General features: G+C 66.1%; 24 protein-coding genes. 11 read left to right on the top strand and 13 right to left on the bottom strand.

Features of this window, described 5'->3' with window-relative positions; all coding sequences use genetic code 11:
* Positions 1–31 precede the first annotated feature (31 nt).
* Both hemA and NP825_RS07085 read left to right on the top strand, forming a co-directional pair.
* Complete coding sequence (gene hemA / locus NP825_RS07090; RefSeq protein WP_257549839.1) at positions 32–1,252, top strand: 5-aminolevulinate synthase; 1,221 nt, start codon at positions 32–34, stop codon at positions 1,250–1,252.
* Complete coding sequence (locus NP825_RS07085) at positions 1,249–1,938, top strand: nitroreductase (protein WP_257549837.1); 690 nt, start codon at positions 1,249–1,251, stop codon at positions 1,936–1,938. Before hemA ends, NP825_RS07085 begins: the two co-directional genes overlap by 4 nt.
* A gap of 121 nt (positions 1,939–2,059) precedes the next feature.
* Here NP825_RS07085 and NP825_RS07080 read toward each other — a convergent pair whose 3' ends face one another.
* The 3 genes from NP825_RS07080 to NP825_RS07070 form a co-directional block, all read right to left on the bottom strand.
* Positions 2,060–2,653, bottom strand: coding sequence for a GNAT family N-acetyltransferase (locus tag NP825_RS07080; protein ID WP_257549835.1), 594 nt, complete (start codon positions 2,651–2,653; stop codon positions 2,060–2,062).
* A 106-nt stretch (positions 2,654–2,759) separates the two neighbouring features.
* Positions 2,760–3,200, bottom strand: coding sequence for a hypothetical protein (locus NP825_RS07075; protein ID WP_257549833.1), 441 nt, complete (start codon positions 3,198–3,200; stop codon positions 2,760–2,762).
* 49 nt (positions 3,201–3,249) lie between these two features.
* Positions 3,250–4,239 carry a threonine/serine dehydratase gene (locus NP825_RS07070; RefSeq protein WP_257549831.1) on the bottom strand — a complete coding sequence of 330 codons (990 nt, stop codon included), beginning with the start codon at positions 4,237–4,239 and terminating at the stop codon, positions 3,250–3,252.
* Between the two features lie 67 nt (positions 4,240–4,306).
* Between NP825_RS07070 and NP825_RS07065 the strand changes: the two genes are divergently transcribed.
* From NP825_RS07065 to NP825_RS07055, 3 genes are all read left to right on the top strand, one after another.
* Positions 4,307–5,515 carry a saccharopine dehydrogenase family protein gene (locus NP825_RS07065; RefSeq protein WP_257549829.1) on the top strand — a complete coding sequence of 403 codons (1,209 nt, stop codon included), beginning with the start codon at positions 4,307–4,309 and terminating at the stop codon, positions 5,513–5,515.
* 132 nt (positions 5,516–5,647) lie between these two features.
* A complete protein-coding gene (locus NP825_RS07060; RefSeq protein ID WP_257549827.1) occupies positions 5,648–5,998 on the top strand; it encodes a DMT family protein in 351 nt (116 codons plus the stop codon).
* 16 nt (positions 5,999–6,014) lie between these two features.
* Positions 6,015–7,187, top strand: a complete 1,173-nt coding sequence (locus NP825_RS07055) for a carboxynorspermidine decarboxylase (RefSeq protein ID WP_257549825.1) — start codon at positions 6,015–6,017, stop codon at positions 7,185–7,187.
* Here NP825_RS07055 and NP825_RS07050 read toward each other — a convergent pair.
* Positions 7,168–8,832 carry an FAD-dependent oxidoreductase gene (locus NP825_RS07050; protein WP_257549822.1) on the bottom strand — a complete coding sequence of 555 codons (1,665 nt, stop codon included), beginning with the start codon at positions 8,830–8,832 and terminating at the stop codon, positions 7,168–7,170. The two genes, NP825_RS07055 and NP825_RS07050, sit on opposite strands and share 20 nt — an antisense overlap.
* Before the next feature lie 336 nt (positions 8,833–9,168).
* On the opposite strand from NP825_RS07050, the gene NP825_RS07045 reads away from it, so the two are divergent.
* Entirely contained in the window at positions 9,169–10,362 is a 1,194-nt protein-coding gene (locus NP825_RS07045; protein ID WP_257549820.1) for a type III PLP-dependent enzyme, read from the top strand.
* Positions 10,363–10,445: 83 nt separating this feature from the next.
* On the opposite strand, the gene NP825_RS07040 is transcribed toward NP825_RS07045, so the two are convergent.
* Entirely contained in the window at positions 10,446–10,649 is a 204-nt protein-coding gene (locus tag NP825_RS07040) for a hypothetical protein (protein ID WP_257549817.1), read from the bottom strand.
* A 34-nt stretch (positions 10,650–10,683) separates the two neighbouring features.
* Here NP825_RS07040 and gdhA point away from each other — a divergent pair, with 34 nt between their 5' ends.
* From gdhA to NP825_RS07020, 4 genes are all read left to right on the top strand, one after another.
* Positions 10,684–12,033 carry an NADP-specific glutamate dehydrogenase gene (gene gdhA, locus NP825_RS07035; RefSeq protein ID WP_257549815.1) on the top strand — a complete coding sequence of 450 codons (1,350 nt, stop codon included), beginning with the start codon at positions 10,684–10,686 and terminating at the stop codon, positions 12,031–12,033.
* A gap of 83 nt (positions 12,034–12,116) precedes the next feature.
* A complete protein-coding gene (locus NP825_RS07030) occupies positions 12,117–13,277 on the top strand; it encodes a CaiB/BaiF CoA-transferase family protein (RefSeq protein WP_257549813.1) in 1,161 nt (386 codons plus the stop codon).
* 66 nt (positions 13,278–13,343) lie between these two features.
* Positions 13,344–13,775 (top strand): MAPEG family protein, encoded by a 432-nt coding sequence (locus NP825_RS07025; protein WP_257549811.1) that lies wholly within the window; start codon positions 13,344–13,346, stop codon positions 13,773–13,775.
* A gap of 10 nt (positions 13,776–13,785) precedes the next feature.
* Positions 13,786–14,220: an MAPEG family protein gene (locus NP825_RS07020; RefSeq protein ID WP_257549809.1), complete on the top strand. Its 435-nt coding sequence runs from the start codon at positions 13,786–13,788 to the stop codon at positions 14,218–14,220.
* A 35-nt stretch (positions 14,221–14,255) separates the two neighbouring features.
* Here NP825_RS07020 and NP825_RS07015 read toward each other — a convergent pair whose 3' ends face one another.
* From NP825_RS07015 to NP825_RS06980, 8 genes are all read right to left on the bottom strand, one after another.
* Positions 14,256–15,455 (bottom strand): class I SAM-dependent RNA methyltransferase, encoded by a 1,200-nt coding sequence (locus NP825_RS07015; RefSeq protein WP_257549806.1) that lies wholly within the window; start codon positions 15,453–15,455, stop codon positions 14,256–14,258.
* A gap of 1 nt (position 15,456) precedes the next feature.
* Positions 15,457–16,764 carry an NAD(P)H-hydrate epimerase gene (locus NP825_RS07010; RefSeq protein ID WP_257549804.1) on the bottom strand — a complete coding sequence of 436 codons (1,308 nt, stop codon included), beginning with the start codon at positions 16,762–16,764 and terminating at the stop codon, positions 15,457–15,459.
* Positions 16,765–16,924: 160 nt separating this feature from the next.
* Entirely contained in the window at positions 16,925–17,311 is a 387-nt protein-coding gene (locus NP825_RS07005) for a hypothetical protein (protein ID WP_257549802.1), read from the bottom strand.
* A complete protein-coding gene (ilvD, locus tag NP825_RS07000) occupies positions 17,308–19,167 on the bottom strand; it encodes a dihydroxy-acid dehydratase (protein ID WP_257549800.1) in 1,860 nt (619 codons plus the stop codon). Before ilvD ends, NP825_RS07005 begins: the two co-directional genes overlap by 4 nt.
* Before the next feature lie 59 nt (positions 19,168–19,226).
* Positions 19,227–19,958 carry an N-formylglutamate amidohydrolase gene (locus tag NP825_RS06995; protein WP_257549798.1) on the bottom strand — a complete coding sequence of 244 codons (732 nt, stop codon included), beginning with the start codon at positions 19,956–19,958 and terminating at the stop codon, positions 19,227–19,229.
* Positions 19,955–20,803: a 4-(cytidine 5'-diphospho)-2-C-methyl-D-erythritol kinase gene (locus NP825_RS06990; protein ID WP_257549796.1), complete on the bottom strand. Its 849-nt coding sequence runs from the start codon at positions 20,801–20,803 to the stop codon at positions 19,955–19,957. Before NP825_RS06990 ends, NP825_RS06995 begins: the two co-directional genes overlap by 4 nt.
* The gene (locus tag NP825_RS06985; RefSeq protein WP_257549794.1) at positions 20,803–22,407 is read right to left on the bottom strand and encodes a tetratricopeptide repeat protein; all 1,605 of its coding nucleotides are present in this window, start codon (positions 22,405–22,407) and stop codon (positions 20,803–20,805) included. The genes NP825_RS06990 and NP825_RS06985 overlap by 1 nt, the downstream gene beginning before the upstream one ends.
* A gap of 49 nt (positions 22,408–22,456) precedes the next feature.
* Positions 22,457–24,112, bottom strand: a complete 1,656-nt coding sequence (locus NP825_RS06980) for an electron transfer flavoprotein-ubiquinone oxidoreductase (protein ID WP_257549792.1) — start codon at positions 24,110–24,112, stop codon at positions 22,457–22,459.
* A gap of 120 nt (positions 24,113–24,232) precedes the next feature.
* Between NP825_RS06980 and NP825_RS06975 the strand changes: the two genes are divergently transcribed.
* Complete coding sequence (locus NP825_RS06975) at positions 24,233–25,018, top strand: uracil-DNA glycosylase family protein (protein WP_257549790.1); 786 nt, start codon at positions 24,233–24,235, stop codon at positions 25,016–25,018.
* The last annotated feature ends 7 nt before the right edge of the window (positions 25,019–25,025 follow it).

Below are 25,025 nucleotides of genomic sequence, written 5' to 3'. Positions count from 1 at the left end.
GGCGCCAAAAGCCAACATGCGGGGCTGAGACGTGAACTATAACGATATTTTCGCGCGCGCGATCGACCGGCTGCACGAAGAGGGACGCTATCGCGTCTTCATCGACATCCTGCGCAACAAGGGCGCCTTTCCGAACGCGCGCTGCTTCGCGGGGCACAACGGGCCGAAGCCGATCACCGTCTGGTGCTCGAACGACTATCTGTCGATGGGGCAGCACCCCAAGGTCGTCGCCGCGATGGAAGAGGCGCTGCACGACGTCGGCGCGGGCGCCGGCGGCACGCGCAATATCGCGGGCAACACCCATTATCACATCGACCTCGAGGCCGAACTCGCCGACCTGCACGGCAAGGAAGGCGCGCTGCTTTTCACCTCGGGCTATATCTCGAACGAAGCGACGCTCGGCACGCTCGGCAAGCTGCTGCCCGGCTGCATCATCTATTCGGACGAACTCAACCACGCCTCGATGATCGCGGGCATCCGCAATTCGGGCTGCGAAAAGCGCGTCTGGCGGCACAACGACCTCGACCATCTGGAAGAACTGCTCGCCGCCGACGACCCGCAGGCGGCCAAGGTGATCGCCTTCGAGAGCGTCTATTCGATGGACGGCGACATCGCGCCGATCCACGCGATCTGCGACCTTGCCGAGAAATATAACGCGCTGACCTATTGCGACGAGGTTCACGCCGTCGGCATGTACGGCCCACGCGGCGGCGGCATCACCGACCGCGACGAGGCGGCGCACCGCGTCGACATCATCGAAGGCACGCTCGGCAAGGCGTTCGGCGTGATGGGCGGCTATATCGCCGCCGACAAGAATATCATCGACGTGATCCGCAGCTATGCGCCCGGCTTCATCTTCACAACCAGTCTGTCGCCGGTGCTCGTCGCGGGCGTGCTCGCCAGCGTGCGCCACCTCAAGCAGTCGAGCGTCGAGCGCGACGCGCAGCAGGCCGCCGCCGCCTATCTCAAGCAGAGCTTCCGCGACGCCGGCCTGCCGGTGATGGATTCGGTGACGCACATCGTTCCGCTGATGGTGGGCGACCCGGTGCGCGCGAAGAAGATCAGCGACATCTTGCTCGCCGAATACGGCGTCTACGTCCAGCCGATCAACTTCCCGACGGTGCCGCGCGGCACCGAACGCCTGCGCTTCACCCCCGGCCCGACGCACGACGAGGCGATGATGCGCGAACTTACCGAGGCGCTCGTCGAGATCTGGGACCGGCTCGAGCTGGAGCTTCAGAAAGCGGCGTGAGCGAAGCACCGCGTTACGACGAGGTCGTTCTGGGGCGCCGCTCGATCCGCGGCTTCCTCGACAAGCCCGTTCCGAAGGAACTGATCGCCGAGGTGATCGGGGTCGCGATGCGCGCGCCCTCCTCCTTCAACAACCAGTGCTGGAATTTCTCGGTCGTCACCGGCGCGCCGCTGGAGGCGATCCGCAAGGGCAACACCGAAGGCATATTGGCGGGCAAGCCCGACAGCCGCGAGTTCCGCCGCTTCGACGGCATCGCCGACGACCATCGCGCGCGGCAGATCGAGATCGCGAAGCAATTGTTCGGCGCGATGGGCATCGCACGCGACGACAAGGACGCGCGGCAGGACTGGGTGCTGCGCGGTTTCCGCCAGTTCGACGCGCCGGTCAGCATCGTCGTCACCTATGACCGCGTCCTCCTCGGCGGCGACATCGCGCCGTTCGACTGCGGCGCGGTGACCAACGCGCTCGTCAACGCCGCATGGTCGCGCGGGCTCGGCTGCGTGATCAACAGCCAGGGCATCATGCAAAGCCCGGTCGTGCGCGAACAGGCCCGCATTCCCGACGATCAGGTCATCATGATCTGCGTCGCGATGGGTTGGCCCGATGAGACGTTCCCGGCGAATGCGGTGGTGTCGAACCGCAAGCGCGTCGAGGAGGCGGTGCGCTTCGTGGGGTTCGGCGATTAGGGCTGGGGATGCCGCTTTAAGCAAAAATATGTTCCCCCGCGAAGGCGGGGGTCCATCTTCCGCCGGTGCCATATCGAACCTGCCGGAGATGGGTCTCCGCCTTCGCGGGGACACAGAAGTGTTATAAGGACGCCGGGCGCATCATCCCCCAGAAGTGCGGCCCGCCGCCGGGCACGTCCCATTCGACCTGCGTCTGAAACCCCAGCCGTTCGTAGAGCGGCACATTCGCGGGCGTCGCGGTCTCCAGCCAGCAGGGCAGGCCTTCACCATCCGCGACCGAGGTCTGCGCTCGGATGATCCGCCCGCCATGCCCCTTGCCCTGATGCTCGGGCCGCACCCCGACATAATGGAGATACCAGAAACGCCCTTTCGGCCGGTGCGCGTCGATCCCGCCCTGCACCTTCAGCCCGCGCGGCAAGGCGGTGCCGAAGGTCGCGACCAGCGGCACGACGGTGCGCAGAAATTCGAGCGTGCCGCTGTGCGCCTGCCCCGGCGCCCGCCACAATGACGCGGCTTCGTCGTTCTGCGAGCGCAATGCGACGCCGGCGCGCCGGTCGCTCGGCACCAGCACCCGGAACAGGCTCCGCAAAGCACGCGCGCGATGATCGGGATCGAGCAATATCCACGATAGCGCGGGGTCGGTCTGGAACGCCTGCGCCAACGTCTCTATCAGCGCCGATTGATGGGCGTCTTCCGCTTTTATGATGTCGCTCATACCCCTACCCTCGTCATTCCCACCCTTCGTCATTCCCGCGAAAGCGGGAACCCAGTTCCGGCGTTGCTGCTGGGTTCCCGCTTTCGCGGGAATGACGAAGGGTCGGTTAATCCCGGCAATAACCCTCGCCGGGCTTGACGATCAGGCAGTCCTTCTTGCCCGCCAGATATTTGAGGCCCGTCTCGTCGCCGCTGCCGCGGTGGAGCGACAGGTCTTCGCTGCCGCGCTTGAACTTGATGCCGTGCTCGCTGTCTTCGCCGTCATAGCTGCCCTTGGTGTCGAGGTCCGACTGCATCTCCAGCTTGTATTTTCCGGGCTCGGCGGGCGTGATAGTCACATACATCCCCTCGACCCCGGTCCATTTTCCGGCCCAATCCGCAAAGCGATGCGGCGCGGTCGCCGAATCGCCGGGTGCGGTTTCATCGGGAACCGTTTCGACAGGAACTTCAGTCGTGCTCGTCTGCGCCGGGGCCGGTGCTTCGGCTTTTTCGCACCCGGTCAGCAGCACCAGCGCCGCGGCGCCTGCCAGGATCATGCTCTTGTGCATCTCGCGTCTCCTTATCCCCGTCAAACACGCCCCACCCTCGATAAGTTTCCTATCCCGCGATGATCTCGGCAAACTTCTGCGGATCGACATTGCCCCCCGACAGCGTGACCAGCGTCGCATCGGTGGGCTCTACCTTCCCTGCGAGGACCGCTGCCAGCGCCGCCGCTCCGCCGGGTTCGACGACGAGGTGCAACCGCTCGAAGGCCAGCCGCATCGCGCTGCGCACCTCGCCCTGCGTCACGACGATCCCGCGCACGCCGCGTGCGCGCAGCACCGCGAAATTGATCGGCCAGGTTTCGGGCGTCTGCAGCGCGTCGCATTCGGTCGGCCAGGCCATATCCTCGACCGACAGGATTTGCCCCGCCGCCAGACTGCGCGTCACATCGTCCCAGCCCTCGGGCTCGACCGCGACGATCGCGGCGTCGGGACAGGCAAGCGCCAGCCCCGCCGACAAACCCCCGCCGCCGCAGCAGGCAACCACCTGATCGGGTTCGCCCGGCCCGCGCGAGACCATCTGCGCGCGAGCCTCGATCCCGGCTGTCCCCTGCCCCTCGATGATCCAGGGATCGCCATAGGCGTGAACCAGCGTCCCGCCGCGTTCCTCGATCAGCCGCGCGGCGACCGCGTCGCGCGATTCGGTGACGCGGTCGTAGAGCACCACCTCGGCACCGAGCGCGCGCGTCGCGGCGAGCTTCATCGCCGGTGCGTTGCTGGGCATCACGATCGTCGCCTTGATGCCGAGCCGCTTCGCCGCCCAGGCGACCCCCTGCGCGTGATTGCCGCTCGACACGCCGACGACGCCGGCCACAGCCTGTTCGGGCGTCAGGTCGGTCAGCCGGTGCCAGGCGCCGCGAATCTTGAAGGCGCCGACCGGCTGCAGGCATTCGGCCTTGCACCAGATCGTCCGCCCGTCGACCTCAAGCGGCAGCAGTGGCGTTTGCGGGAGGATGGCAGCGACTTTCGCCGCCGCGCGTTCGACACCCGCGAGGGTCGGCGCGCGCGCCGGGTCGAGCAGGGCTTCGGGGCTTTGTTCTGTCATGGCTTCGTCCTATAGGGCCGCTCATAGATCACAAGCGGCGCAGGTTCGCGACAGGAGATTTTTCACGATGAGCAAGGTTCTGGTGATCGGCGCAGGCGGCGTCGGTTCGGTCGCGGTGCACAAGATGGCGATGAACGCCGACATCTTCCCCGACATCACCCTCGCGAGCCGCCGCAAGTTCAAGTGCGATGCGATCGCCGCGTCGGTCAAGGAGCGCACCGGCGTCACGATCAAGACCGCCGAGGTCGACGCCGACCATATCGACGCGACCGCCGCGCTGATCCGCGAGATCGGTGCGACGCACGTCGTCAACCTTGCGCTGCCCTATCAGGATCTGACGATCATGGAGGCGTGCCTGTCGACCGGCGCGCATTATCTCGACACCGCGAACTACGAGCCGCGCGACGAGGCGAAGTTCGAATATCACTGGCAATGGGCCTATCAGGACCGCTTCAAGGAAGCCGGGCTGATGGCGCTGCTAGGCTCGGGCTTCGACCCCGGCGTGACGAGCGTCTTCACGACATGGCTCCGCAAGCATCATTTCGACCGCATCGACACGCTCGACATCCTCGATTGCAACGGCGGCGATCACGGCCAGCATTTCGCGACCAATTTCAATCCCGAGATCAACATCCGCGAAGTGACCGCGGTCGCGCGCCACTGGGAAAATGGCGATTGGGTCGAAACCCCGCCGATGTCGGTGAAGCAGAGCTTCGACTTCGAGGCCGTGGGTCCGAAGAATATGTACCTCATGTATCATGAGGAAATCGAAAGCCTGAAGACCCACCTGCCCGAGATCCGGCGCATCCGCTTCTGGATGACCTTCGGCGACGCCTATATCCAGCATCTGACCGTGCTGCAGAATGTCGGCATGACGCGGATCGACCCGGTGATCTATGAAGGCAAGGAGATCATCCCGCTCCAGTTCCTGAAGGCCGTGCTCCCCGAACCCTCGAGCCTCGGCGAGACGACCAAGGGCAAGACCAACATCGGCGTCATCGCGACCGGCCTCGGCAAGGACGGAACCGAAAAGACGCTCTACCTCTACAATATCTGCGACCATGAGGACGCCTATGCCGAAACCGGCAACCAGGCGGTCAGCTATACCACCGGCGTCCCCGCGATGATCGGCGCCGCGATGATGGTGACGGGCACGTGGAGCGGCAAGGGCGTGTTCAACATGGAGCAGATGGACCCCGATCCCTTCATGGACATGCTGAACAAGCATGGTCTGCCGTGGCAGGTGAAGGAACTGGACGGTCCGCTGGACTTCTGACGTCAAAGCCCTCTCCCCTTCAGGGGAGAGGGTTGGGAGAGGGGGACTCTCCAAGCCTTTTCATTTCGCTCGGGCCGGCGCGAGACACCCCCTCTCCCCGGCCCTCTCCCCTGAAGGGGAGAGGGAGGCCATATGACCGCCTATCTCGCCCCCATCGCCCTGCTCTGTCTCTCGAACATCTTCATGACCTTCGCCTGGTACGGCCATCTCGGGGATCTTTCACGCCCGACCTGGCTCGCCATCGTGATGGCGTGGGGCATCGCCTTCTTCGAATATTGCCTCGCCGTCCCGGCGAACCGCATCGGCCACGGCGTTTATACCACCGCCGAACTCAAGACCTTGCAAGAGGTGATCACCCTGATCATATTCGCCGGGTTCGCGGTCTTCTGGCTCGGGGAGAAGCTGACCGCGAATCATCTCGTCGGCTTCGCATTGATAGCGGCGGGGGCGTTCTTCATCTTCAAGGGGCCGATCGCGGCCTGACAGGAACAATAACGACATGGAAACCCGTGCCGGCGATCCCGGAGCTTTTGCCCGTTTCGACCTGACCCGCGTCCCCTCGCCCGCCTTCGTCGTCGATGCGGCCAAAGTGCGCGCCAATCTGGCGGTGCTGCGCCAGATCGGCGACGCGTCAGGCGCGCGCGTGCTCGCGGCGCTCAAGGCCTTTTCGATGTGGTCGCTGGGACCGGTCGTGGCGGACTATCTCGACGGCGTTTGCGCCTCGGGCCTGTTCGAGGCGAAGCTTGGCCGACAGGAATATGGCGGGGAAGTCGCGACCTATTGCGCGGGCTACAAGGAAGCCGATCTGCCCGAAATCGCGGCGCTGTCCGATCATCTGATCTTCAACTCCCCAGGCCAGATCGCGCGCTTCCGCCCGCTGCTCGACGAGCTGCGAGCAAAAGGTGAACGCTTGGACATCGGCCTGCGCATCAACCCGATGCACAGCGAAGGCGAGACCCCAAAATACGACCCTGCAGCGCCGTGCAGCCGCCTCGGCTTCCCGGTTACCCAATTGCTCCCCGAGCATATGGAGGGCGTCGACGGCGTGCATATGCACAGCCTCTGCGAACAGGATTTTCCGCCGCTCCAGCGCACATGGAACGCGGTGCAACCGATGCTGCGCCCCTTCTTCGGCCAACTCCGGTGGATCAACTTCGGCGGCGGCCACCACGTCACCCGCGCCGATTATCAGGTCGATGACCTGATCGCCTTCCTCAAGCAGGTGCGCGCCGCGACCGATTGCGACGTGATGATCGAGCCCGGCGAGGCGGTCGCGCTCGACGCGGGCATCCTTGTCGGCGAAATCCTCGACCTGTTCGACAACGGGATGCCGATCGGCATCACCGACATTTCGGCGACCTGCCATATGCCCGACGTGATCGAGGCGCCCTATCGCCCCGCCATGCTGAACGAAGGCAGCGAGGGCATGGCGACGCGCCTCGGCGGCCCCTCGTGCCTCGCGGGCGACGTGATCGGCGATTACCGCCTGCCCGGCGGCGCCCGCATCGGCCAGCGCTTCGCTTTCCTCGATCAGGCGCATTATTCGATGGTCAAGACGAACAGCTTCAACGGCGTGCCGCTGCCGTCGATCTGGCTGTGGGACAGCGAGACTGACGAACTGAAGCTGGTCCGTGAGTTCGGCTATGAGGATTTCAGGACGCGCCTGAGTTGACCCCGATTTCCGCCAATGCCTGGTGGATGTCGCTGACCACAACCGACCCCTCGCCCACCGACGAAGCGACGCGCTTTACCGATCCCTTGCGCACATCGCCGACGGCGTAGATGCGCGGCCAGCTCGTCTCGTAGCGGCTCGGCATACGGTCGAGCGACCAGCCCGCCCTGACGAGTTCGAGCGGCGCGATGTCGGCCCCCGTCTTCACGAAACCGCGCTCGTCGCACACCATTTCCTTCGGCAGCCAGCGCGTATTCGGGCTCGCGCCGATGAACAGGAACAGAAAACCGCAGTCGCACTTCCTCTCGGCGCCCGTCTCGCGGCAGCGATAGGTCAAGCCACCCAGCCGCTCCTCACCGTGCAGGGCGACGACATCGGTCGACGCGATGATCTCGATATTCGGATGTTCTTCCAGCCGCTTGACCAGATATTCGGACATGGTGTCGCGCAGGCTCGCGCGGCGGAACACGACCCGGACTTTCTTCGCCACACTCGCAAGATAGATCGCGCCTTGCCCCGCCGAATTGCCGGCGCCGACCACGGTCACTTCGGCATCGCTGCAAAGCTGCGCTTCCATCGGCGTCGCGCCATAGAAGATGCCGCGTCCCTCATAGACCTCGATCCCTTCGATCGGCAGCCGCTGATATTGCGCGCCCGATGCGATCACGACCGCGCGCGAGCGCAGCCGCCGTCCGTCGGCGAGGCTGAGGCAATAGGCGTCGCCGTCGCGGTCGAGCGCGCCCGCACGCACCGGCGCGACGATGCGGGCCCCAAATTTCTGTGCCTGCACCGTGGCGCGGCGCGCCAGTTCGTTGCCCGATATACCGGTCGGGAAGCCCAGATAATTCTCGATCTTCGAAGACGTGCCGGCTTGTCCGCCCGGTGCGAGCGAATCGATCGCGATCACCGTCAGCCCTTCCGACCCCGCATAAACTCCCGCGGCAAGCCCGCCGGGGCCGCTGCCGACCACGATGACGTCGGCGGTTGCGCCATCGGGAAGCAGATCGAGGCCCAGCGCCTGGGCGAGCTGTTCGGGCGTTGGCTGAATCAGCACATCGGCAGCGCCGAGAATGACCGCGGGCAATTGTTCTTCGGCCAGGCCGCGCTCGGCCAACAGATGTGCCGCCACCGGCCCATCCGCCGGATCGAACCAGCGGTGCGCGACCCCATGCTTGGCGAGCAGGTCGCGCACAGCATAGACGCCGCGGTCCATCGCCGCGCCGATCACAATGACCGCCGCGAAGCCGCGGTGGTTGCTGAACTCGCGCCGCGCCGACAGCACACGCACGAAAATGTCCGAATAGTGCGAATTTCCGGCGATCAGGCGCTGGAAATCGGCGTGCGCGATACGCAATATCTCGCCATCCTGACCCATCTCGACCCGCGACAAATGCCGCTGCCCCGTCAGCACCGACAGGTCGCCCGCAAACTGCCCGCGCTCCATCCAGCCGACGCGTTTCCGCCCTTCGTCGGTCGACGCGAAAATATCGGTATGCCCCGATAAGGTGATGATGCAATCGGGGGCCATCGCACCCTCCTCGACGATAGGGTCGCCCGCGCGATGCGATTCGACTGCGCCGAAGGCTTTCAGTTCGTCGAGTTCGGCGTCCGTGAAAGTGTGATTCACCTCGGCGCGGGAAACCATGGGCGCATATCCTTTTTCCTCGTCATCCCGGCGAAGGCCGGGATCTCGACGCCGCGCCATTCCCCAAAGGCGAGACACCGACTTTCGTCCGGGCATCGCCTCAAATGGAATGATGCCTCGTTCTAACGTGGCGACCGCCGCTTGTCTCTTCCCCCCCCTTCGGCGCAGCCCGGCCTCGTTTCGGCGCTTGTGTCGCCGCCGCGTTACAAAATTGCGCGATAGGGTCTTTACAGGGGGAACACCCCTGCATATATCGCCCTCCGCTGCCCCAGGGGGACTTCCAATAACCGCAAGGCAGCCTTGGATGTTTAACGTTATTTTTGGGGGTCCCTTGAGTTGCACCAGCATCATAGCGCCCACGGGCTGATTCAGGCACTTTCGCCGGTCGAACCTGTCACGCTTGTCCGTCCGCACGCCGCGGCGCGCGCAGCGCGTTTCTTCATCGAGCGATTCCCCGGCACGACCATGTACGCGGTCAAGGCGAATCCGTCGCCCGACTTGCTGCGCATCCTCTGGGATTCGGGCGTCACCCATTATGACGTGGCCTCGATTGCCGAGGTCCGGCTTGTTGCGCGCACCCTGCCGCAAGCGACGCTCTGCTTCATGCACCCGGTGAAGGCCGAGGAAGCGATTTCCGAAGCCTATTGGAAGCATGGCGTGCGCACCTTCTCGCTCGACACGATGGACGAGCTTCAGAAGATCGTTCGCGCGACCGAAGGCGCCGCCGACCTCAACCTGCTCGTGCGCCTGCGCGTCTCGTCCGATCATTCGAAGCTCAGCCTCGCCGCCAAGTTCGGTGCCGAGCCCGACGAAGTCGCCGAACTGTTGATGGCGACCCGTCAGGCGGCCGACGCGCTCGGCATCTGCTTCCATGTCGGCAGCCAGGCGATGACCCCGCACGCCTATGCGCAGGCGATGGAACGCGTCCGCGCCGCGATCGTCGCGGCGGCGGTGACGGTCGACATCATCGACGTCGGCGGCGGCTTCCCCTCGACCTATCCGGGCATGGAGCCCCCGCCGCTCGGCGCCTATTTCGACACGATCCACCGCAGCTTCGAAAGCCTGCCGATCAGCTATTCGGCCGAGCTCTGGTGCGAACCGGGCCGTGCGCTGTCGGCCGAATACAGCTCGCTGATCGTGCGGGTCGAAAAGCGCCGCGGCGACGAGCTCTATATCAACGACGGCGCCTATGGCGCGCTGTTCGACGCCGCGCATGTCGGCTGGCGCTTTCCGGTGACCTTGCTGCGCGAAGCTGCGGGCGAAGCCGAAATGACTGCGTTCAGCTTCTACGGTCCGACGTGCGACGACCTCGATCATATGGCGGGCCCTTTCTACCTGCCGGCGGACGTCAAGGCGGGCGATTTCATCGAGATCGGGATGCTCGGCGCCTATGGCTGCGCGATGCGGACCAGGTTCAACGGCTTCGGCGCCGAGGAAATCCACGTCGTCAGCGACGAACCGATGGCGAGCCTCTACACCGGCGAAGTCGAACAGGAGCGCCGCAGCGCGACGGTGACCAAGCTCTTCTAAAGCGCGCCGGATACCCGCTTCAAAAGGCCGGTTCGCCATGCGCGAACCGGCCTTTTTCTTGACTCGCCGCGCGGCTGGAATCGTCATCCCGGCGAAGGCCGGGATCTCGCCTTCTCGGCCTGACGTACCGGCGAGATCCCCGCCTTCGCCGGGATGACGAGAAGGGGAACGCGGTGCTTGTGCCTGAGCAGATCGCGCTTCAGAACCACGGTCTTTTCGGCGAACAGGTTCCAATCAAGCCATTTTTCCTGCCCCACAGCCTTGCGGCCCAGCCGTGCATCGTCCACACGCCCGTTCGATTCATGCAGTCAGGAGGATGTTTTGAGCAAGATTGATGAAAAGTTGCAGCCGGTTCTTGATGAAGTATTGCGCCGTAACGCCGGGGAAGCCGAATTCCACCAGGCGGTCCACGAAGTTCTGGAAAGCCTCGGGCGCGTCGTCGCCAAACATCCCGAATATGCGCACCACGCGCTGATCGAGCGGATTTGCGAACCGGAGCGGCAGATCATCTTTCGCGTTCCCTGGGTCGACGATAGCGGCCAGGTCCAGATCAACCGCGGCTTCCGCGTCCAGTTCAACTCGGCGCTCGGCCCCTATAAGGGCGGCATCCGCTTTCACCCGTCGGTCAACCTCGGCATCATCAAATTCCTGGGGTTCGAACAGATTTTCAAGAATGCGCTGACCGGCATGCCGATCGGCGGCGGCAAGGGCGGGTCCGACTTCAACCCGCGCGGGCGCTCGGACGGCGAGATCATGCGCTTCTGCCAGGCCTTCATGACCGAGCTGCAACGCCACCTCGGCGAATATACCGACGTTCCCGCGGGCGACATCGGCGTCGGCGGGCGCGAGATCGGCTATATGTTCGGCCAGTACAAACGGCTCACCAACCGCTACGAGGCGGGCGTGCTGACCGGCAAGGGCCTCGTCTACGGCGGATCGCGCGCGCGGACCGAGGCGACCGGCTTCGGCCTCGTCTATTTCGTCCAGCAGATGCTGGCGACCAAGGGCGCGACGCTCGACGGCAAGCGCGTCGTCGTTTCGGGCTCAGGCAACGTCGCCATCTATGCCATCGAGAAGGTGCAGCAGTTCGACGGCCGGGTCCTCGCCTGCTCCGATTCCAACGGCTATGTCCTCGACGAAGGCGGCATCGACCTTGCGCTCCTCAAGGAGATCAAGGAAGTCCGCCGCGAGCGCCTGTCCGACTATGTTCGCATGAAGGGTGCCGGTGCCCATTATATCGAGGGCGGGTCGATCTGGGATGTCGCGTGCGACGTCGCGCTCCCCTGCGCGACACAGAACGAACTCACCGGCAAGGACGCGACAACGCTGATCAGGAACGGCGTTCAGGTCGTCGGCGAAGGCGCCAACATGCCCTCGACCCCCGACGCGGTCGACCTGTTCCACCAGAACGGCGTGATGTTCGCGCCGGGCAAGGCCGCGAACGCCGGCGGCGTCGCAACCTCGGCGCTCGAAATGCAGCAAAATGCCTCGCGCGACAGCTGGACCTTCGACCAGACCGAAGCGCGGCTGGCGCAGATCATGCGCGGCATCCACGACAATTGCGCCGCGACCGCCGACGAATATAGCGCGCCGGGCAATTATGTCCTCGGCGCCAATATCGCGGGCTTCGTCCGGGTCGCCGAAGCGATGCAGTCGCTCGGCGTCATCTGATTCCCCAATCTGATTTCTGGGCGGGGTGACAAAGCCCCCGCGTTCGGGCATCGCCATTCGAAACTCCGGGAGAAGGAACGGTGATGGCGATGCTCGAGGGAATCAGGATCATCGACCTTACGACGGTCATCTTCGGTCCCTATGCGACGCAGATGCTCGCCGACCTCGGCGCCGAAGTGATCAAGGTCGAGACGCCCGGCCTCGGCGACGTGTCACGCTATCTCGGCAACGGCAGGCCCGACCCGACGATGGGGTCGATCCACCTCACCGTGAACCGCGGCAAGCGCTCGATCGCGCTCGACCTCAAGAAACCCGACGATGCCGCGACATTGCGCGACCTGATCGCGACCGGCGACGTCTTCTTCCACAACATCCGCGGCAAGGCGATCGCGCGGCTCGGCTTCGATTATGAAAGCTGCAAGGCGATCAAGCCCGAAATCATCTATGTCCACGGCACCGGTTTCGGCCAGGACGGCCCCTACGCCGACCTTCAGGCCTATGATGACGTGATCCAGGCAGCGAGCGGGACGACCAGCCTGCTTCCCCGCGCCGACGGCAATCCCCGCCCGCGCTATTTCCCATCGCTGATCGCCGACAAGATTGCGGGCCATTTCGGCGCCCAGGCGATCCTCGCCGCGCTCGTCCACAAGCTGCGCACCGGCGAAGGACAGGAGGTCGCGGTGCCGATGTTCGAATGCTTCACCGCCTTCATGCTGACCGAGCATCTGTGCGATGCAACACTCGACCCCGCGATCGGTCCGGCAGGCTATCCGCGTCAGCTCGACCCGACGCGCCAGCCCTTCCCCACCAAGGACGGCCATATCGCGATCGTCCCCTATACGCCCACATCGACTGCGCGACTGATGGGACTGCTCGGCAGCGAGGATCTGCTTACCTCGCCGGCCTATGAGGAGGCCAAGGCGAAGGGCCAGCCCATGGCGTTGATCTATACGGAGGTCGCGCGCCGGACGCCCGCGAAGACCACCGCCGAATGGCTGGAAATCTTCGCGGCCAACGACATTCCCGCGATGCGGGTTCGCGACCTCGACGATATCCGCAACGATCCCCATCTTGCCGCGACCGATTTCTTTCGCCCTCGCGAACATCCTGACGTGGGCGCCTTTTTCGAGATGCGGCCGCCGGTCAAATATGGCGCCGCGGCGCCGCGCGACCTTGGCTATGCGCCGCGCATCGACGGCGACGGCGAGGCGATCCGCGCCGAACTGGCGGCGCGGCGGGGTTGAACATCCCCCGTTGCATATTGGCGCGCGCGCCCTAGCATCCCCGCAAATCGAAAAAGGGGGATGCTCATGTCACAAAGCCTGCTCGCGCCCGGTGCGGTGCTCGTCCTGTGGACGCTCGTGATGGCCGTATGGGTCGCCGCGACGCGCCTGCCGGCGCTCAAGAAAATGGGGGTCGACCTCAAGACCGCGCCGCCCGGCGGCCGCGGCGCCGATCTGGAAGGCGTCCTGCCGCCCGCGGTGAACTGGAAGTCGCACAATTACACCCACCTGCTCGAACAGCCGACGATCTTCTATGCGACGATCATCTTCCTGCACCTGTCGGGCGGCAACACCGGCCTCACGCGCGGGCTCGCCTGGGCCTATGTCGTCATCCGCATCGTCCACAGCCTCTGGCAGGTGACGGTGAACCGGATTCCGGTCCGCTTCACCCTGTTCCTGCTGTCGACGCTGTGCCTGTTCGCGCTGGCGCTGCTCGCCGTGATCGCAACCTTGGGCTGAGGGGAAAACCATGGAAACGAACGCCATATTGGGACCGGTCGCGACGCTCGCGCTCTGGTCGATGGTCATGTGGGTGTGGATGTACGCGACGCGTATCCCCGCGATGGGCCGAGCGAAAATCGACGCCAAGAATCTTGTCGGCACGACGGGCCGCGGCCTCGACGAGGTGCTGCCCGCCGAAGTCCAGTGGAAGGCTCATAATTACAACCATCTGATGGAACAGCCGACGGTCTTCTACGCCGTCGCGCTGGCGCTCGCGGTCGGCGGCATGGGCGGCGGCCTCAACACGCAGATCGCCTGGGCCTATGTCGGCCTGCGCATCCTCCACAGCCTGATTCAGGCGACGGTCAATCGCGTGATGTGGCGCTTCGCGGTGTTCGCGCTGGCGAGCCTCGCGCTGATCGCGCTCTGCCTGCACGCCTTCATCGGTTTCGTGGTGCATTGAGAAGACGTCGCCCCCGCGCAGGCGGGGGCGAAGGTCTATCGCGAAAAACGCCCCGCCAGTTCGACATGCGTCGACCAGCGGAACTGCCCGACGGGCCGCACCCAGTCGAGCCGGTAGCCGCCCTGTACCAGCAGCTTCGCATCGCGCGCAAAGCTCGCGGGATTGCAGCTCACATAGGCAATCGCGGGCACCTTCGACGCCGCGATCTGCTTCACCTGCTCCTCGGCTCCCGCGCGCGGCGGGTCGAGGATCACCGCACCGAAGCGATCGAGTTCCGCGGGCACCAGCGGCCGCCGGAACAGATCGCGATGCTCGGTCGCGACCAACGCCCGCGCGCGGTTCGCCGCGCCGGTCAGCGCCGCGATCGCATCGCGCGCGCCCTCGGCGGCATAGACCTTTCGTCCCGCCTGCACCGACAGCGCGAAGGTGCCGACCCCCGCGAACAGGTCGGCGACCGCTGCCGCGTCGCCGATCGCATCGCGCACCGCCTCGACGAGCGCCGCCTGCCCCGCCGCCGTCGCCTGCAGGAAAGCGAAGGGCGGCACCTCGACGCCAATGGTCCCGAAATGCGCGGTCGGCGGCTCGGGCTGCCACACGGTTTCGAGCCCGTCGCCCTGATCGACAGCGAGGCGCGCCAACGCATGATCGCCCGCAAAATCCTGCAACGCCATCGCCGCGTCGAGCCCTTCCGCCCGCACCCCCTCCAGCACCACCTCGGCACCCTGATCGAGCATCTGCAGCTTGACCTTCACCGGGCGCCGCTGCGGCGCGATGCCGTCCAGCAAAGCGCGGATCGGGGCGACGAGCGCGAACAGTTCGGGCACCAGCAGCGGACACATGCGCATGTCGACGATCTGGTTGCTCTGCGCTGCGTTGAAGCCGAGCGCGACCTGCCTGCCGATCTTGAACGCGGTGAGCGCCGCGCGGCGTCGGCTTTGCGGCGGCGACAACAAGGCGGGCAACACCTCCCCCGCCGCGATCTGCTGCCCCTCGAGCGCACCCACGACGCGGCTCTGCACGAAGTCGGCGAGCGCGGCTTCGGACACATGCTGCAACTGGCAGCCGCCGCATTTGCCGAAATGGCGGCACACCGGCTCGGCGCGGTTCGGTCCCGGCACCAGCGTCCCGTCGGCCGTGATATGATCGCCGGGCACCGCGCCAGCGACATGGCGCCCGTCGGCGGTCACGCCATCGCCGCGCGCGGCGATGCGCTCGATCAGCGCGCTGTCGTTCATATCAGTCCCACATCAGATCATCGGCCACAAGGCCGGGGCCTATACGGCGCGCGGCGGCGATATGCCAGCCCACCGCCGCGACCGCCGCATCGAACGCGTCGCCGCCGCCCGCGAGCATCGCCCCGCACGCCCCCGCCAGCACATCGCCCGTTCCCGCGGTCGCGAGCCAGGGGCTCCCCGGCCACGCCGCGACGACGCGCCCGTCGGGAGCTGCAACAACCGTGTCCGCACCCTTGTAGATGACCACAGCCCGCGTCCGCGCAGCGGCCGCCATCGCGCGATGTATCTTGTCGCCCTCGATGTCCGGAAAGGCCCGCGCGAACTCCCCCTCGTGCGGTGTCAATATAGCCCTCGTCCCGCCGCCAAGGCGCGGGAGCGCGGACAGGATAGCGCTCGCATCGAGGACGACCGGCTTGCCGCTGTCCAGCGCCGCCGCCACATCGGAATCAAGATCGCCGCCAGACGGATAGCCCGGCCCCAGAATGACAGCGCCCAGCCGTTTGTCACCTAGCCGCTCGGCATAGCCCCCCCCATCTTCCGCGATCAGGGCCGCGAACGGCGGGGTGCCGGACCCGCTGAGCACGACATAGCCCGCCCCCGCGCGGAGCGCCGACGCCGCGGCCAGCCCGGCCGCACCCGGCATCGCCCCGGCCCGCACCAGTACCATGCCGCGGCTGAACTTATGCGCGTCTGCAGAGGGTATACCGCTGACCGGCTTAGGCAGTGTCCGGATCCGCCGATCGGGTTCGATCCCGATCGGCGCAAGCAGAACGCGGCCGCAAGCCGCGGCAGACGGCAGCAGTACATGCGCGAACTTCAGCGCCCCCAGTGCGACCGTGACATCAGCGGGGAGTGGCGGCAACCATGGCGCGACCCCGTCACTATCGACTCCGCTCGGAACGTCGACGGCCACTACACGCAACCCGGCAAATCCCCTTAGGATGTCGAACAGCTCGTCCGACAGCGGCCGCGACAGGCCCATTCCGAACAGCGCATCCACGATCAGCGGCGCCGGGGCGGTATCGGGACCGAGCGGCTCTACGGGGCCGGTCCAGCGCCGCCGCGCCACCTGCGCCAGATCGGTTGCGGGCGGCGCCAGCGCGGCCACCCGAACCGCCGCGCCCCGCGCCGTGAGAATCCGCGCGGCGACGTAGCCGTCGCCGCCATTGTTCCCCGGCCCGCAGAGAACGAGGATCGGCCCTCCGGCCGCCATACGCCAGGCAATGTCGGCCACCGCCACGCCCGCGCGTTCCATCAACTCCGAAAGCGACGTCCCCAGCCCCACGCACCGCGCTTCGGCCGCACGCATGATGTTGCTTGGAAAGACGGGAGCATCGGCGGGAACGGGCATAGGCGCAGTTTAGAACATCGAACCATCCATGGGAATCGTCATTGCGAGCGCAGCGAAACAATCCAGGGCGATTTACGGCACTCTGGATTGTTTCGCTGCGCTCGCAATGACGAGTGGATTACTTTGCCCCGCCCGTATTCGCGGGCAGTCGATAACGGTCGCTCCCCACCGCAACCTCGATCATCCCGTCCCCGACGATCGTCACTTTCGCAGGCTCGGCGCCATCGGCCGATACCACCCCGCGGCCGTCGGTCGCGATTTGCAGGCGGCGGTATCCGACGTCCGTCTTGCCGACCACCAGCACGGTGCCGTCGGCGCCGGTCATTTCGGTGATCGTGCAGTCGCGGTCGAACGCCTTCGCGCCTTCGAGCGCGCAGTCGATAAGGCCGTCGAGCGCCGCTTCCTTGCTGCCGCGCGCTTCGGCCTCGGCAAGCTTGCCATTATCGGGGCCGCCGTTGCAGCCCGCGACAAGCAAGACCGCGATCAAGCCCCCGAGTTTCTTCATCTTTTGCCCTTCAACTGCGACAGGTCGCGCACCGCGCCGCGCGCGGCGCTGGTCGTCATCGCCGCATAGGCCTGAAGTGCTACCGAAACCTTGCGCGGACGCGCCTTGGCGGGCTGCCACGCATCGTCGCCCCTCGCTTCCATCGCCGCGCGCCGCGCCGCGAGTTCCGCGTCGGAAAGGACCAGCTTGATGCTCCGCCCCGGAATGTCGATCTCGATCAGGTCGCCATTCTCGACCAGCCCGATCGCGCCGCCTTCCGCCGCCTCGGGCGAGACATGGCCGATCGACAGGCCCGAGGTGCCGCCCGAAAAGCGTCCGTCCGTGATCAGCGCACAGGCGGCACCAAGCCCCTTCGATTTCAAATAGCTCGTCGGATAGAGCATTTCCTGCATTCCCGGTCCGCCCCTCGGCCCTTCGTAACGGATGACGACGACATCGCCCGCCTCGACCTGCCCGGTCAATATGCCCGCAACCGCGGCGTCCTGGCTTTCATAAACTTTGGCCGGCCCTGCGAATTTCAGGATCGATTCGTCGACCCCGGCAGTCTTCACGATGCAGCCGTCGAGCGCGATATTGCCCGACAGCACGGCAAGCCCGCCGTCCTTGCTGAACGCATGCTCCGCCGAGCGGATCACCCCCGCCTCGCGGTCGAGGTCGAGCGAATCCCAGCGCCGGTCCTGGCTGAACGCGGTCTGCGTCGGCACGCCGCCGGGGGCCGCCATGAAGAAGGTCTGCACATCGGGATCGTTGGTGCGCGAAATATCCCATTTGTTGAGCGCATCACCCAGTGTCGCGCTATGCACGGTCGGCAGATGCGCGTGGAGCAGCCCAGCGCGCTCGAGCTGGCCGAGGATCGCCATGATGCCGCCGGCGCGGTGGACGTCCTCCATATGGACGTCCTGCTTCGCCGGCGCGACCTTCGACAGGCAGGGAACGCGGCGCGACAGCCGGTCGATGTCGGTCATGGTGAAATCGACCCCCGCCTCATGCGCGGCGGCGAGCAGATGGAGCACGGTGTTGGTCGACCCGCCCATCGCGATGTCGAGGCTCATCGCATTCTCAAACGCCTCGAAACTCGCGATCGTGCGCGGCAGCACGCGGTCGTCGCCCTCCTCATAATGGCGGCGGCACATCTCGACGATCATCCGTCCCGCGCGCAGGAACAGCGCCTTGCGGTCGGCGTGCGTCGCCAGCGTCGAACCGTTGCCCGGCAGCGACAGCCCCAGCGCCTCGGTCAGGCAGTTCATCGAATTGGCGGTGAACATGCCCGAACAGCTTCCGCAGGTCGGGCACGCCGCCTGTTCGATCGCGGTCACCTCGGCATCGCTGTATTTTTCGTCGGCGGCGGCGACCATCGCATCGACCAGGTCGAGCGCGACCTCCTTGCCCTTCAGCACGACCTTGCCCGCCTCCATCGGCCCGCCCGACACGAACACGACCGGGATATTGATCCGCAGCGCCGCCATCAGCATCCCCGGCGTGATCTTGTCGCAGTTGGAGATGCACACCATCGCATCGGCGCAATGGGCATTGACCATATATTCGACGCTGTCGGCGATCAGGTCGCGGCTCGGCAGGCTATAGAGCATCCCGTCATGGCCCATGGCGATGCCGTCATCGACCGCGATCGTATTGAATTCCTTGGCGACCCCGCCCGCCGCCTCGATCTCGCGCGCGACCATCTGGCCGAGGTCCTTCAGGTGAACATGGCCGGGAACGAACTGGGTGAAGCTGTTGACCACCGCGATGATCGGCTTGCCGAAATCGCCGTCCTTCATCCCCGTCGCGCGCCAGAGCCCGCGCGCGCCCGCCATGTTGCGGCCATGGGTGGTGGTGCGGGAACGATAAGAAGCCATTTGGAGAGTTCCTGAGAATATTATTTCAATAATTAGCGAGTGGAAGCGCCTCTACACGCCTATGCGGGCAGTTTCAACGATATATTCTTACACATTGTTGCGAGCCGCTCGGCGAACAGCGCCCGCCCCGCCGCATCGCCGACCAGATCCTGCCGCATCTCGATCCCGACATAGGGAATGGCGTTCGCCTCCGCATGGCGGTTCATCGTCGCGTTGAGCAGCTTGCCCGAATAGGGAAGCTGATCGCCGACGGTCAGCCCCTCGCCTCGCAAGGAGGCGATGGCCGGCCCCGCAAGTCGGTCATCCTCATTATAGAGCACCCCGACCTGCCACGGTCGCGCCTGGTTCGGATCGCTCGCCAGCGATGGCGTGAAGCTGTGGAGCGACAAGATCATCGCCGGGCGATGCGCCGCAATCGTCGCGGCGATATGGTCGTGATAGGGACGGAAGAAGCGAGCAAGCCGGGCCTCGCGGCCGTCATGATCGAGTGCGTTTCCGGGTATGGCATGCCCGTCGCTGGCGATCGGGATCGCGCCGGGCGAATCCTCGTCGCGATTGCAGTCGACGACGAGCCGCGACACGCCGCCGAGGATCGCGGCATCGACCGCAGCCGCCTCGACCAGCAGCGCCGCCACCTCGGCGACGCCGATGTCGATCGCGATATGATTGCGGAGCAGCGCCGGATCGATGCCAAGGTCGATGTCCTCCGGCACATGCGCAGAAGCATGATCGCCGATCAGCAGCACGCCGCCCGCGCGCGGTGCTCCCAATTGCCGCCACGCCTCGCTCATCTGAGCGCTCCTGCAAGCTGCCACCAGTGCGGATGGCTCGCCACAAGCCGCGCCGCTGCCGCATCGCGCCCGGCGGGAGCATCGAACAGCGCGAAGCAGGTCGCGCCCGAGCCGGACATACGCGCAAGCCAAGGCTTCAGCGCGCCCAGTTCGGTCAGCATATCGACGATCGCGGGGCACTGGGCAATTGCGGGGCGCTGCAAATCGTTGCGCGACGCGAAAAGCTGCGCGCGCAGATCGGCGCCGGTAAACAGCGGCCCACGATCGACGCCGTCCCACGCCGCGAACACCGGCCCCGTCGCTACGGGTTGGCGCGGATTCACGAGCAGCACCGGCGTTCCGCTCAGCGCGAGTTCCGGCGCCGCGCTCAACTGCTCGCCGACGCCGGTGCCGAGGCAGGTGGCGCTCGCGACGCAGGCCGCGATATCGGCGCCGAGCGGCGCGACCAGCCGCGCCAGCGGGGCATCGCCGATTTCGGGCAGGAAATGCCGCCGCAACAGCCGCGCCATCGCCGCGGCATCGGCCGACCCGCCGCCGATCCCCGCCGCCACGGGCAAGCGCTTGGTCAGCCGGATCGCCAGCGGCGGCACGCGCTCCGCGCCATAACGTTCGCGTATCAGCGCTAGCACGCGCCGCACCAGATTATCGGCGCCGTCCGACAATCCTTCGGCAAATTCGCCGTCGAGGATCAGCCGGTCGGCGTCGGCCACCTCGACAGCCAGCGCATCGCCCGCATCGACGAATGCAAACAAGGTCTCGATCTCATGATAGCCATCGGGACGCCGGGCGCGGATATGCAGCGCCAGATTGATCTTTGCCCAGCCGGTTTCGCGAAGGACAGTCATCACGGCGCCGTCGTCGCGGTCGTCAGCCCGTCGCGCAGCTTGGCCGCAATCCGCGCCGCCATATCGGCCTCGGCGAGCAATGCCGCCGCGCGCCACGTGTAGCGCGCCTGGAACTTGCGCCCCGCCAGCCAATAGGCATCGCCCAGATGCTCGACGATCACCGCATTGCCGGGCTCGCTCGCCTGCGCCTTTTCGAGCAGCGGGACCGCGTCGGCGGTCCGCCCGGTAAGGAAATAGGCCCAGCCGAGCGAATCGGTGATCGCGGCATCCTGCGGCTCGGCCTGCCACGCCGCCTCGATCCGCGCGAGCGCCTGCGCGACATCCTTGCGCCGTTCGATTGCCGAATAGCCCGCGAAATTGAGCACCGCCGCGTCGTCGGGACGCAGCGCGACCGCCTGCTCGATCAGCGCCGACGCGCCATCCCAATCATCAGCCTGCAACCGCAGTTCGGCGCGCGCAATGAGCAGATTTCCGCGCAGCGCGCGATCCTCGGGCCCATCGCCCAGCGTCGCCTCGATTCCGGCATAAGCGCGCGCCGTTGCTTCACGGTCGTCGGCGCGCCGCGCGATGTCGGCGAAGCGCGCGAACAGGCTGCGCGCCGGAGAGGCCTTTGCCGCCGCTTCGGCAAGCGCGGTCGCCCCCGCAAGGTCGCCCGCATCGGCCATCAATTCGGCGCGGCGCATCTGAAGTACGGGCGGAATCGGCGCGCGGCCACCCATCAATAGTGCCGCAGCATCGCTTTCCTGCTCGGCGCGATCGAGCGATTCTACGAGCGCCGAGCGCACCGCCCAATCGCGGTCGTCGAGCCAGAAGGCGGCGCGCCCGAACAGTAGCGACAGTCTGGCGTTGCCATTCGGCATCCGCGCGAAGCCGTCGCCGAGCAGCGCGAGCCAATGCGCCATCCCGCCGCGCGGCGTCGACACCGGCTGGTCGGGAAGCAGCAGCATCGGATCTTCACGCCCGCCCGCCGCCAGCGCGATCCGCCCGCGTAGCGCGTCGGCTGCCTCCCCCTCGCCCATCGCGGCGAATGTTGCCGCAAGGCGCAGTGCGACGAGCTGGCTCATCCGATCGGTCGGGGTGGTCCGGGCGGCCAGCGCCACCGCCTCCGCCGGCCGCTTCGCCGCAAGTTGAACCAGGGCCGCTTCCAGTTCCAGCGCTGGTTCGGGGCGTCCCTTACTGGCCGCGGCGAGCAAATGCCGCTCGGGTATTTTTTCCCGCGCGCCGACGTCGATCCAGCTCTGAAAGGCCGGGAGTATCAGCCGGGCGATCGCATCGCCGCCGGCCTTGTCGGACCGGCCGTTCAGATAATCGCGCGCGCCCTTCCAGTCCGCACGCCGCATCGCATCGACGACAAGCACGAGTTGGGCGTCGAAACGCCGGTCGCCGCCCTGCCACAGCCGAAGCGCGGCGCTGCGCGCGGCGGACAGGTCGCCCGCTTGAATCGCCTGTTCGAGCATCCGGCCGCGCAGCCCGGGCAACTCGGGCGCCGCGCTCGCGACGTGGGTCAGCGCCGCCAGCGCCGCGACCGGATCGTTCGCTTCCTCGGCCAGCCGCGCATCCGCCAGCGCCGCCAGTGTGGCGCCATCGTCGACGGCCGCCTTCACGGGACCGGCGGCGGCAAGCGCGCCGACGGCGAAAATCAGGCGAACGGACTTACATATTGGGGTAATTGGGGCCTCCGCCGCCTTCGGGGGTGACCCAGTTGATATTCTGGGTCGGGTCCTTGATGTCGCAGGTCTTGCAGTGGACGCAATTCTGCGCGTTGATGACGAAACGCGGATTGCCCTCGTCCTGCCCGACGACCTCGTAAACCCCCGCCGGACAATAACGCTGCGCGGGCTCGTCGTAGAGCGGAAGATTATATTCGATCGGGATCGACGGGTCCTTCAATTGCAGATGGACCGGCTGATCCTCCTCATGATTGGTGTTCGACAGGAACACCGAGGACAGGCGGTCGAAGGTCAGCACGCCATCGGGCTTCGGATAGTCCGGCTTCTTCATCTGGTCGGCGCGATAGAGCGTCGTGTTGTCGGGGTGATGCTTCATCGTGAAGGGCACGCGGATGCCGAAATTCTCCAGCCACATCGTCATGCCCGCCAGCATCGTGCCGGCGAGGTCGCCGAACTTCTCGACCAGCGGCAGCACGTTGCGAACGACGCCGAGCTCCTTCTTCACCCAGCTTTCGTCATAGGCGTCCTGATAGGCGGTCAGCACATCGCCCTCGCGCCCGGCGGTGACGGCAGCAAAGGCTGCCTCCGCCGCCATCATGCCCGACTTCATCGCCGTATGCGTGCCCTTGATGCGCGGCACGTTGAGGAAGCCCGCGGTGTCGCCGATCAGCGCGCCGCCCGGAAAGGCGAGCTTCGGCACCGATTGCCAGCCGCCGTCGCTGATCGCTCGCGCGCCATAGGAGACGCGCTTGCCGCCTTTGAGAATCTTCGCGATCTCGGGATGCGTCTTCCACTTCTGCATCTCCTGAAAGGGGGAGATGTGCGGGTTGCGATAGTTGAGCCAGGTCACGAAGCCCAGCGCGACCTGCCCGTTCGCCTGATGATAGAGGAAGCCGCCGCCATTGGCATTCTCGTCGAGCGGCCAGCCCTGCGTGTGGATGACGCGGCCCGGCGCATGATTGGCCGGATCGATGTCCCAGAGTTCCTTGACCCCGATGCCGTAAACCTGCGGCTCGCAATCGGCGTCGAGCGCGAATTGCGGCTTGAGCATCTTGGTCAGGTGCCCGCGCACGCCTTCGGCGAAGAAAGTGTATTTCGCATGGAGTTCGAGGCCGGGGGCATAGTCGGGTTTGTGGCTGCCGTCGCGGGCGATGCCCATGTCGCCGGTCGCGACGCCCTTCACCGATCCATCCTCATTATAGAGGATTTCGGCCGCGGCGAAGCCGGGGAAGATTTCGACCCCCAACCCTTCAGCCTGCTCGGCGAGCCAACGGCAGAGGTTGCCGAGGCTGCCCGTGTAAGTGCCCTTGTTGTGCATGAAACCGGGCGAAATAAATTCGGGAAGGCCGAACTTCTTCGTCTTGGTCAGCACCCAATGCTGATTGTCGTTCACCGGCACTTCGGCGAGCGGGCAACCCTGCCCCCGCCACTCGGGGATCAGTTCGTCGAGCGATTTGGGGTCGATCACCGCACCCGACAGGATATGCGCGCCGACTTCGGACCCCTTTTCGAGGATGCAGACCGACAATTCGCTGCCCGCCTCGTTCGCCAGTTGCTTCAGCCGGATCGCCGCCGAAAGCCCCGCAGGCCCCGCCCCGACGATCACGACGTCATAGGGCATCGATTCCCGTTCGCTCACCGCAAGTACCTTTCTGCCGTCCCCGCGCGGGATCATTCATCGTGTCCCGCGCTCACTCTGTCACATATTGCGATGCCCGCCAATTGACGGCCCCGTCAACTGCCTGTTTGAAACAAAATCATGGGTGGGCGCAATTCAACCTTGCTGGCCGAAAGCTATCATGACTGGTGGTCGCTGGCCGGCGTGGACTCGCTTGTCGGCGAAGCGCCGACGGGCTGGCTCGATGCGCCCGTCGCCAATGACGTTGCAGCAAGGCCCAAGCCCTCGCCGGTCGCCGAGCCCGAGGCCCCGCCGCTTCCCGCCGCGCTCCAGCGCCGCGAAGCACCCATCGAGGCGGCCTCCAAGGGTCCGGTTGCGCTCCCCGACGGCTGGGACGCCTTCCAGACATGGCTCGCCGAAAGCCCAGACGTGCCGGGCAGCCAGTGGGACGCGCGCCGCGTGCTTCCGCAGGGGCAGGCCGAAGCGCCGCTGATGCTGCTCACCGCTTGGCCCGAGATCGACGACCAGCGCGACGCCGCCCTCTTTTCCGGCCCCGCGGGTCAGCTTCTGGACGCGATGCTGCGCGCGATCGGGATGGCGCGCGCCGACTGCTATCTCGCCAGTCTCGCCGTCACGCGCCCGCCCGGCGGCCGCTGCGACGAGAAGGACAAGGGCGAGCTCGACCGGCTGCTCTGGCATCACCTCGGGCTCGCAAAGCCGCAGCGCCTGCTGCTGATCGGCAGCGACATCGTGCAGATGGCGGCGGGGCTGTCGCTTCCCGACGCGCGCGGAAGGTTACTCGATCTTAACCAAGATGGCGGCAAGATGGAGGCCGTGGCAGTCGCGCACCCCGCGATGCTGCTTGCCCGGCCAGCGCAAAAGGCAGCTGCCTGGGATAGCCTGAAACTGTTCAACCGGGGACGTTGACAGAGAT

This window comes from Sphingopyxis sp. DBS4, from assembly GCF_024628865.1.
In the GTDB taxonomy this organism is placed as follows: Bacteria; Pseudomonadota; Alphaproteobacteria; order Sphingomonadales; family Sphingomonadaceae; genus Sphingopyxis.
This window is presented reverse-complemented; position numbering and strand designations above follow the sequence as displayed.